At 45.7% G+C, this 10,473-nt stretch carries 10 protein-coding genes; 6 read left to right on the top strand and 4 right to left on the bottom strand.

All coding sequences use genetic code 11. The annotated features are described in order from the left end of the window. The 6 genes from ACTF5U_RS02530 to ACTF5U_RS02505 form a co-directional block, all read left to right on the top strand. Window positions 1–757 (top strand): transketolase-like TK C-terminal-containing protein (locus ACTF5U_RS02530; protein WP_438970066.1); only part of this gene is annotated, 757 nt, incomplete at its 5' end. Window positions 758–760: 3 nt separating this feature from the next. Further along, complete coding sequence (gene aceF / locus ACTF5U_RS02525) at window positions 761–2,083, top strand: dihydrolipoyllysine-residue acetyltransferase (protein ID WP_438970065.1); 1,323 nt, start codon at window positions 761–763, stop codon at window positions 2,081–2,083. Continuing rightward, the gene (gene lpdA / locus ACTF5U_RS02520) at window positions 2,080–3,840 is read left to right on the top strand and encodes a dihydrolipoyl dehydrogenase (RefSeq protein ID WP_438970064.1); all 1,761 of its coding nucleotides are present in this window, start codon (window positions 2,080–2,082) and stop codon (window positions 3,838–3,840) included. Before aceF ends, lpdA begins: the two co-directional genes overlap by 4 nt. Window positions 3,841–3,946: 106 nt before the next feature. Beyond that, window positions 3,947–4,747, top strand: a complete 801-nt coding sequence (locus ACTF5U_RS02515; protein ID WP_438970063.1) for a DNA adenine methylase — start codon at window positions 3,947–3,949, stop codon at window positions 4,745–4,747. A 107-nt stretch (window positions 4,748–4,854) separates the two neighbouring features. After that, a complete protein-coding gene (locus tag ACTF5U_RS02510; RefSeq protein ID WP_438970062.1) occupies window positions 4,855–6,066 on the top strand; it encodes an argininosuccinate synthase in 1,212 nt (403 codons plus the stop codon). Window positions 6,067–6,092: 26 nt separating this feature from the next. Beyond that, window positions 6,093–7,130 carry a GGDEF domain-containing protein gene (locus ACTF5U_RS02505; RefSeq protein ID WP_438970061.1) on the top strand — a complete coding sequence of 346 codons (1,038 nt, stop codon included), beginning with the start codon at window positions 6,093–6,095 and terminating at the stop codon, window positions 7,128–7,130. A 5-nt stretch (window positions 7,131–7,135) separates the two neighbouring features. Here ACTF5U_RS02505 and ACTF5U_RS02500 read toward each other — a convergent pair whose 3' ends face one another. The 4 genes from ACTF5U_RS02500 to purB are packed head-to-tail and all read right to left on the bottom strand — an operon-like array spanning window position 7,136 to window position 10,415. Continuing rightward, window positions 7,136–7,738, bottom strand: coding sequence for a nitroreductase family protein (locus ACTF5U_RS02500; protein ID WP_438970060.1), 603 nt, complete (start codon window positions 7,736–7,738; stop codon window positions 7,136–7,138). 13 nt (window positions 7,739–7,751) lie between these two features. Further along, window positions 7,752–8,549, bottom strand: coding sequence for a hypothetical protein (locus tag ACTF5U_RS02495; RefSeq protein WP_438970059.1), 798 nt, complete (start codon window positions 8,547–8,549; stop codon window positions 7,752–7,754). Beyond that, a complete protein-coding gene (locus ACTF5U_RS02490) occupies window positions 8,546–9,046 on the bottom strand; it encodes a hypothetical protein (RefSeq protein WP_438970058.1) in 501 nt (166 codons plus the stop codon). The genes ACTF5U_RS02495 and ACTF5U_RS02490 overlap by 4 nt, the downstream gene beginning before the upstream one ends. Window position 9,047: 1 nt before the next feature. Beyond that, a complete protein-coding gene (gene purB, locus ACTF5U_RS02485; RefSeq protein ID WP_438970057.1) occupies window positions 9,048–10,415 on the bottom strand; it encodes an adenylosuccinate lyase in 1,368 nt (455 codons plus the stop codon). Window positions 10,416–10,473: the final 58 nt, after the last annotated feature.

The raw sequence follows: 10,473 nt of genomic DNA, 5'->3' as shown, positions 1-10,473 counted from the left end.
CGAAGGCTTACAACATCAGGATGGTCATAACCTGTTAATGGCAAATGCCGTACCGAACTGTGTTAGTTACGATCCTACCTATGCCTATGAAATGGCCGTTATCGTTCATGACGGTATGAAGCGTATGTATGAGAAACAGGAAAATGTTTTCTATTACATCACCTCAATGAATGAAAATTACAAGCACCCTGAAATGCCTAAAGGCGCAGAACAAGGCATCATTAAAGGCTTGTATAAACTTACATCAGGCGGCAAGCACAAACTGAAAGCACAGCTGATGGGTAGTGGCACGATTCTGCGTGAAGTGGAAGCGGCGGCTGAGATGCTGGAAAAAGACTGGAAAGTCTCAGCTAATGTCTGGAGCGCGACCAGCATGAATGAATTAGTTCGTGACGGTCAGGACGTTGATCGCTATAACCGTCTCAACCCGACTGCGGAGAAAAAACGCAGTCATATTTCAACATGTCTGGATGATGAGTCTGGTGTTGTGGTCGCGGCGACTGACTATATTCGTCTATACGCTGAACAAATTCGTCCATGGGTAAAGGCGCGTTACACTGTGCTGGGTACGGATGGCTTTGGTCGTAGTGATACCCGTGAAGCACTACGTAGCTTCTTTGAAGTTGACCGTTACCATGTTGTTGTTGCGACATTGAATGCACTGGCTGACGACGGTCAGATTAAACATGACGTTGTTGCTGATGCGATTAAAAAATACAACATCAACACAGATGCAATGAACCCAGTTAAGGCATAAACCATGGCAGATTTGATTGAATTAAAAGTACCCGATATTGGTGATTTTGATGCTGTTGAAATCATTGAAGTGCTGGTTGCCGAGGGTGACAGTATTGATGCAAATCAGGAAGTCATCACGGTAGAGTCTGATAAAGCGATGATGGAAATCCCCGCATCGCAGGCCGGCGTCATTAAAGAGATGAAAGTCGCTGTTGGCGAAAAAGTCAGTGAAGGCACTGTTATTGCGTTGTTGGAAGCAGCTGATGCTGCTCCGGCGGAACAAACTGAAGAAGCAGAAACGTCTGCACCAGCAGAAAAAGCTGAACCAGAGGCGCCTAAGCAAGAAGCTAAGCCTGCACCGGCCCCTCAACCTGCGGCGGATCAGGAACAGGAGTTGGTTGAGCCAATCCCTTATGCTCCAGATAATAAGTCAGGTATTAGACGTGCACATGCGTCACCGTCGGTCCGTCGTTTTGCCCGAGAGTTAGGTGTTGTGCTGACTTCAGTGACGGGAACTGGTGTCAAAGGTCGTATCACTAAAGAAGATGTCCAGGGTTATGTGAAACAGACATTGACCACACCTGCAGCAGCGCCTGCTCAGAGTGGTTCTGGGATTCCCTCTGTACCTACTGTCAATTTCGAACAGTTTGGTGATATCGAGACACAAGAACTGTCTCGCATTAAGAAAATTTCAGGCAAGCATTTACATGCTTGCTGGTTAAATATTCCACATGTGACTCAGTTTGATGAAGCTGATATCACTGAGCTGGATAAATTCCGTAAAGAAAATAAAGAAATGGCTGCCCAGAAGGGTGTCAACCTGACTCCGCTGGTTTTCATTATGAAAGCGGTGGTGGCTTGTTTGAAACAATATCCGGAATTTAACGCTTCACTGAGTGAAGATAAAGAAAGCCTGATTCTGAAAAACTATTACAACATAGGCGTTGCTGTTGATACACCAAATGGTCTGATGGTACCTGTCATTAAAGATGTCGATAAGAAAGGCTTTCTGGAACTGGCTGGTGAGTTGGGTGAAGTCAGTACACGTGCTCGTGAGGGTGCGCTCAGTGCCAAAGATATGCAAGGTGGTACGTTCTCAATCTCAAGCCTGGGCGGTATCGGTGGTCAGTTCTTCACACCTATCGTTAATGCTCCTGAGGTCGCTATTCTTGGTGTCAGCCGACATAGTATGAAACCTGTCTGGAATGGTAAAGAGTTTGAGCCTCGCTTGATGTTGCCTTTATCTATCTCCTATGACCATCGTGTCATTGATGGTGCCTCAGGCGCACGATTCACCGTGATGTTGAGTCAGATGCTGTCAGATATCAGGAAGGTGTTGCTATGAGTGAGATCGAGGTTAAAGTCCCCGATATTGGTGATTTTGATGCTGTCGAAATTATCGAGGTATTGGTCAGTGAAGGTGAAGAAGTCTCTGAAAATCAGGACATCATCACGCTCGAATCTGACAAAGCTGCGATGGAGATTCCTTCCTCGGCAACCGGTAAAGTCAGTAGCCTGAAAGTGGCTGTCGGAGACAAAGTCGCTGAAGGTGATGTCATCCTGACTATAGAAGTTGCAGAAGATGGCGCCAGCGATGAAACGGCAACGGCAGAAGCCGAAGAAACACAATCTCAAACGACGCCTGCACCGACGCCTGCAGCTGCACCAGAAGGCGATGCCGACATCCACGCTGATGTTCTGGTATTAGGCTCTGGCCCTGGTGGTTACACAGCAGCATTTCGTGCCGCTGATCTGGGTAAATCAGTTGTCATGGTGGAACGCCATGAACGCATTGGTGGTGTTTGTCTTAATGTTGGTTGTATTCCTTCCAAAGCGTTATTGCATACAGCTCAAATCATAAATGAAGCTGATGAAATGGGGCACCATGGAATTAAGTTCGGTAAACCGAAAATTGATATCCGTGAACTTGCTACCTGGAAAGACAGTGTGGTTGACCAGCTGACGGGGGGGCTTAAAGGCCTGGCAAAACAGCGTAAAGTGACGATTGTTCATGGTGAAGGTAGCTTTACCAGTCCGAAAACACTGAAAGTTGAAGCGAAAGAGGGTGAAAAAACCATATCGTTTGATAATTGCATCATTGCAGCAGGTTCACGCGTAACTGAAGTACCCGTTTTCCCACATGATGACCCGCGTATGATGGATTCAACAGATGCCCTGGAATTGGACGATGTGCCCAAGAAACTGCTGGTTATCGGCGGTGGCATCATTGGTATGGAAATGGCTACTGTCTATGATGCGTTAGGTTCAAAAATTACTGTAGTTGAAATGCAGGACAGTCTGATTCCAGGTGCTGACAAAGATATCGTCAAACCTTTATTGAAACGAGTTCAGGATAAATACGAAAATATTTTCCTTAATACTAAAGTCAGTAAAATCGAGCCACAGAAAAACGGACTTCTGGTGAGTCTGGAAGGTAAAGATGCACCGGAGCAAGCGACATTTGACAAGATTTTGGTTGCAGTCGGTCGTACGCCGAATGGTAAGCTAATTAATGCTGAAGCTGCAGGTGTAGCTGTGACCGATCAAGGTTTTATTCCTACCAATGGTCAAATGCGTACAAACGTACCGCATATCTTTGCTATCGGTGATATTGTTGGTCAGCCCATGCTGGCTCACAAAGCGACGCATGAAGGTAAAGTGGCTGCAGAAGTTATTGCCGGACAGAAATCGGTATTTGAGCCAATGACGATTCCATCTGTTGCCTACACCGACCCTGAAGTGGCATGGATGGGCATGAGTGAAGACGAAGCTAAGTTGCAGGGTATTAATTATGTCAAAGGCGCTTTCCCATGGGCTGCAAGTGGCCGTAGCTTGAGTCTTGGTCGTGATGAAGGCTTGACCAAAGCTTTATTTGAAAAAGACAGCGGCCGTCTAATCGGAGCTGGTATTGTTGGTCCCAATGCCGGCGAACTAATTGCTGAAGCTGTTCTCGCACTTGAAATGGGTGCAGATGCTGAGGATATTGGTCTTACCATCCACCCGCATCCCACATTGTCAGAGACTCTGGGGTTTGCGGCGGAAATGGCCGAGGGCAGTATTACGGATCTGATGCCGCCTCGTAAGACTTTGCATTCGAAATAAATGCGACAATTTACTGGCAAAAGCTAGGCTGAATAAAATCAGGGCATTTCTGCATAAATGTGGGAATGCCCGTTTTTTTGTGTGATAGATCGAGTTGACGAAGCGGATGGTAAACAAAACGAAACAACTCACAGTCTTGAAACCGCCACTCAAATGGGCAGGCGGCAAGCGCTGGTTAATTCACGAGTTGCAGAAGTACTGGAAAAAACATCAGCACCAGCGTCTGGTCGAGCCTTTCTGTGGTGGTCTTTCTGTGGCATTAGGCCTTAAACCGGAAAAGGCACTTTTGAATGATCTTAACCCAGCATTGATCAATTTTTATAAGCAATTACAAACAGGGTTACAGATTGATATTGATTTGCTCAACGATGAAAAGGCTTATTATCATTGCCGCGAACTGTTCAATCAGCTGAATGGTGATCCAACCTCATTACAGCTTGTCGCGCAGTTATTTTATTACCTGAACCGGACTGGCTATAACGGTTTGTGTCGTTTTAATAAAAAAGGTGGATACAACGTACCATTCGGTCGTTATAAAACCATTAACTATCAAACTGATTTCAGCCATTACCAGCCTGTTCTATCACAGTGGCAATTCAGAAATGTTGATTTCGAGCAGTTAGACATTGACAGAGCTGACTTTATTTATGCCGATCCCCCTTATGACACACCATTTCATCAATATTCACAACAAGGCTTTAACTGGCACGATCAGGAAAGACTGGCCGAATGGCTAAGCACGCATAAGGGACCAGTAGTGCTCTCTAATCAAGCTACTGATCGTGTCAAAACGTTATATCGAAAACTGGGCTTTCGATTGCGTTATCTCGATGCACCACGACTGATAAGTTGCAAAGGTAATCAGCGCCAAGCGGTCAAAGAAGTGCTTGCCCTACGTGGATTTTGATACAATATTGGTCTAAGTTTTCAAGATATTTTATGCGCATCCGATAACCTTTATTAGAGTATCGATACTAAGCGTTAACCCAATTTTTACAGGATTTAATTACACCCATGTCTAAGATTAACAAAGTCGTTTTAGCCTACTCAGGAGGCTTGGATACTTCAGTCATTTTGAAATGGTTACAAGATAAATATGACTGTGAGGTAGTGACATTTACTGCCGATCTGGGACAGGGGGAAGAAGTAGAACCTGCTCGCTCCAAAGCGAAAGCGCTTGGCATTAAAGAAATCTTTATTGAAGACTTACGTGAAGAGTTCGCACGTGATTATGTCTTCCCTATGTTCCGTGCCAATGCTATCTATGAAGGTGAATACCTGCTTGGTACCTCTATTGCACGCCCGTTGATTGCTAAACGACTGATCGAAATTGCACGTGAAACTGGTGCTGAAGCCGTGTCTCACGGTGCGACCGGCAAAGGGAATGATCAAGTTCGGTTTGAATTGGGGGCTTACGCGCTTAATCCGAATATCAAAGTTATTGCGCCATGGCGTGAATGGGACTTATTGTCACGTCAAAAACTGTTGGATTATGCTGAACAGCACGGTATCCCGGTTGAAATGAAACAAGGTAAAAAATCACCTTATTCAATGGATGCCAACCTGCTGCATATTTCTTATGAAGGCGGCATCCTGGAAGACCCATGGGCAGAACCTGAAGAGGCAATGTGGCGTTGGTCAGTGTCTCCTGAAAATGCGCCTGATGTGCCGACTTATTTGGAACTCACCTACGAACAGGGAGATATTATTGCGATCAATGGCGAACGGATGACGCCGGCAACGGTTATGACCTATCTGAACAAGGTTGCCGGTGAAAACGGTATCGGACGCCTGGATATTGTGGAAAATCGTTATGTTGGTATGAAATCGCGGGGCTGCTATGAAACACCGGCCGGCACAGTCATGCTGAAAGCGCATCGCGCCATTGAGTCATTGACGCTTGACCGTGAAGTCGCTCATCTGAAGGATGAATTGATGCCGCGTTACGCGACAATGATATACAACGGTTACTGGTGGGCTCCTGAGCGAGTGATGATGCAGTCGATGATTGATGAATCACAAAAAACAGTTAATGGTGAAGTCAGACTGAAACTCTACAAAGGTAATATTGTTGTTGTAGGTCGCGCCTCATCGACAGATAGTTTATTTGATGAGTCTATCGCCACCTTTGAAGATGACGCGGGCGCCTATGATCAAAAAGATGCTGAAGGCTTTATTAAGCTCAATGCATTACGCTTAAAAATTGCTGGCAATAAGAAACGTTGATGCTACTTGTCGAGGGTGAGTGAGTAATGGATTACAACGAGTTATCAGATAAAGCCGCAGAAAATATGCGATTGGCTTTGCCGTTGATGAAACGGCATGGCGTGCCAATGACGCCTGATAATTACGCTGTCTGGTATGAGCATGTCTCCGGCGCTAATGCAGCGTTGTCTGAAAAGCTCAGCGCTTTACTTGCCGATAACCCGATATTAACGGAAGCACAATGTAAAAGTCTGTACGCACAGTTTTTTAATATTGAAAACGACCGCATGGAAGTTGTCGCGATGCGTCAGGAACTGGCAAACTTGCTGCGCGAGGTTATCAGTTTCGTATACAGCACAGCAGCGCATAATGATAAAACCAACTCAAATCTGGCAGAACTGTTGCAGCGGATTAGGCATGATATGACGCCGCAAGATCTACATGAAATGGTAGAGCAGGTTATGGAGGAGACACGTCAGGCCGTTTCCAGTGGTGAGTTGCTAACAGAACGGCTCAATACAGCCGTATCTGAAGTCCAAACATTGAAAAAAGAGCTGGACCAATCTAAACGTGAGGCAAAAACAGATACCTTAACCGGTCTTGCAAATCGCAAAGCGTTTGATGAACTCGTAACTAAAGTAACTACAGATGCCGATAGCAGCGGACTGGATGTCTGTCTCTTGTTTTGTGATTTGGATCTTTTCAAAGAAGTAAATGACAAGCACGGTCATCTGGTTGGTGACCAAGTACTAAAAGTCGTTTCGAATGCACTCAAAGACAGTGTAAAAGGGCGTGACCTGGTTGCCCGCTATGGGGGCGAAGAGTTTTCAATTATTCTGTTGAATACCAGTCTGCAAAACGCTAAAACCCTGGCTGATAATATTCGCAAAGAAATTGCAGCGAAACGTATTCAGCGTAAGGATACACGCGAGTCCTTAGGCCAAATCACCATGTCATTTGGATTGGCACGATATGTCCCGACCGAGGGCGTTGAAAGTTTTATGCAACGTGCAGACAGAGCACTGTACATGTCAAAAAGAAAAGGGCGCAACTGTGTATCTGAAGCGCCACCACCTGTCATTTAATACGCTCAGAAACTGTCTTTGAACAGCACTTCTTCAAGAGGTAACTGACCTGCGCGGGGACGTGCATCCTGTATTTTCTTTCCAACCGTAATCATCATCACAATAATATGGTCATGCGGTAAATCAATCAGTCGTGCTACTTTATCGAAATCAAAACCATCCATCGGACAGGAATCATACCCCATTTCTTTTGCCATCAACATCAATGTCATTGACGCCAGACTCGCAGAGCGAAGACTCTCGTCACGCATACCTTGATGGTGATTGGTGTAGTAGTTTTCAATAGATGGCAACATGAAGTCCTGCACTTCCTTTGGCGCATTACGCCAGTAGCGTTGCGGATCTTTTTCCCAAGCGTTTAGATCAGCACACACAACAAAAAGGGCAGAAGCATCGGTGACTTGTGATTGACCCCAGCTTGCCTCTTTGATCCGTTCACGTTTTTCTTTATCCACAACATTCACAAACCGCCAGTGCTGTAGATTGAATGCAGTCGGAGAGAGAATGACATGTTCCATCAACGCTTTGATCTCAGCCTCGGTCATTTTGTGTTCAGGGTCGTAGTGCTTCACAGAACGTCTATTGACGATCGCTTCTTTAATGTCCATAAAGTCTCTTGGATTATTTTGAAGATGGTTCTACTTTCAAATAGATTGTTTGTTGCAGGCTGCCACGGCTACTGTAGGTGGTCACGCCGTCATTGTGCTGTTGTGCATTTTCAGTGATGCCGCCAATTTCAAGCCATTCCCCGATACTACCGACAACGGTAGTGAGAATATTACTGCTCCGGATCGCATCACTATCGGCCGACAGCTTACTGAAGAAAGGGTGAATTTCAACCCTGACTTGGTTATCAGGCAATAAGAAAGGCACCGCTCTAAAGCCATTTTCTGTGGCGATGTACCGGTTATCCTCAGTCAAAGACACACCACCATAGGGATCAATAAATATTAAGTGTTGGTGTTGTGGAATATCTTCACCCAGACTGATACTTATGGGCTGACCAGTAATACCACGTGCTTGATAGCGTTGGTTGTCATCGTTGTTATTACGGGTTGACCAGCGGTTAATTCCCACTGATGCATTGACATCATCCCCGCTATTAATTTGAACCTGAGTCGAACCACCTTGCTCGCGGTGGATTGTCTCGGTGCTGCGCATGACTGTGACCATTACAGATTGTTGTGCAACATCAAGTTTACTGAGCAGTTGCTCAACGTTGGCTAAAGTCGCACGATCAGATTTTAGAATAAGCATATCGCCATAGGCTCGTATCGTCGCCGTCTCGGGCAAGAATGGCTCGATTTGCGGTATTACATCTGTCGCAAGCCGGTGCTTGAGATTAATAGTATGGATGTCTGTGTCAGCACTGACTTGAGCCATAGTTAACAGGAAAGCGAAAAAAAAGCCGGTTTTCATATATGCAGTCGCCTTGAATTGATGTCCTGTTTACTTTGGTTCCAAATCTCGTCAAAGTTCTGTTGCTTATCGCGAACTTCTGCCAAGGCCTGATTCTCCGCTCTCCCCACGTAACGTTCTGCATTAGGAAAATGCATATAAGCCTCCGTATCCACTAACAAAAACATACTATGTGATTTTTGATGTTTCGGGCTGGCAATATGGATCTCAATTTTACTTGTCAGGCGTTGTGCCAGTGGTATCAGACGATGACTCTGTGAAATATTTTTTCGGGTATCAAACACAACAATACGAATTCTGGTGCGGGCGCTACGTCGAGCAAATTCACTCAATTGCTCAATGACAGCTTCGTTGTCTAGCAAAACAGGATCAATCAACGGTCCGAAAAAGCATATTTCATGACGGGCCTGTTTGATTAGATCCAATGCTATGGCTGCAGCCTGATCCCGACTGTCGAATGTAACCGGATAGACGTAAGTCGGAATCTGATCAGACATGTTAGATGTTTTGGGCCTGCGTAGCCGCATTACCGAGATAATTAGCCGGTGTCATCGCTTTAAGCTTGTCTTTGGCTTCCTGTGGCATATCCAGCCCGTCGATGAAGTCCTGCATGATTTCTTTATTAACGCGCTGTCCGCGAGTCAGATCCTTTAGTTTTTCGTATGGGTTTTCAATACCGTAGCGGCGCATAACGGTCTGAATAGGCTCCGCTAATAACTCCCAGTTCGCGTCGAGATCGGCCGCCATTGCTTCAGGCGCCGGGTCCAGTTTACTGATACCTTTCAAAGCAGAGCTGTAAGACAGTAATGAATGGGCAAAGCCAACGCCGAGGTTGCGTAAAACCGTGGAGTCAGTCAGATCTCGCTGCCAGCGTGAAATCGGCAGTTTCAATGCCAGATGGTCGAATACCGCATTGGCAATACCCAGATTACCTTCGGCATTTTCAAAGTCGATTGGGTTAACTTTGTGCGGCATTGTCGATGAGCCAATTTCGCCTTTGACAGTTTTTTGTTTGAAGTAACCGATCGAGATATAGCTCCAGACATCGCGAGAGAAATCGATCAACACGGTATTAAATCGAATCATCGCCTGAAATAATTCAGCCATGTAGTCATGAGGTTCAATTTGGGTGGTGTACTGGTTCCAACGAAGCCCCAGACCAGTGACAAACGCGTGAGCCATCATGGGCCAGTCCACTTCAGGGTAGGCAGAATAATGGGCGTTGTAATTGCCTACAGCGCCGTTCATTTTGCCGTAAAGCAATACTGCGGCAACGTGCGTGCGCTGTAATTCGAGACGTTGTACGACGTTCGCTAATTCTTTACCTAACGTTGTCGGTGAAGCAGGTTGGCCATGCGTTCGTGACATCATTGGTGTATTAACATGCTCCTGAGCCAGAGTTCGGATAGAGGCAATCAGCGTGTCCATTTCCGGCAAAACTACTTGCTCGCGCGCATTTTTCAACATTATGCCGTAGGCTGTGTTATTAATGTCTTCTGAGGTGCAGGCAAAATGCACAAACTCACTGACAGCATCTAACTCGGCATTCGCTTTAAATTTGCGTTTAATGAAGTATTCAACGGCTTTTACATCGTGATTGGTTTCACGTTCGATGGCTTTAATTTCGGCGGCATCGTCAACAGAGAAGTTAGCGATGATATCGTTAATAAAATTCTCAGCTTCTTTACTGAGCTTAGGCACTTCCGCGATATCGGCATTGTTGCCCAGTAAATGCAGCCAGCGTAATTCGACTTCTACGCGAGCTCGTAATAAACCATATTCACTGAAAAACGGACGCAAAGCCTCGGTCTTACCAGCATAGCGGCCATCAACCGGTGAGATCGCGGTTAAAGCGGATAAATCCATGAAAACTCCGATGAAACTTAGTTAGAAAATTGTGCAAAATTATAGCAGAGTTCGCGTG

This window comes from Methylophaga sp. (assembly GCF_965655755.1).
GTDB lineage: Bacteria > Pseudomonadota > Gammaproteobacteria > Nitrosococcales > Methylophagaceae > Methylophaga.
The sequence above is the reverse complement of the archived record's forward strand: the minus strand, read 5'-3'. Positions and strand labels throughout refer to the sequence as shown.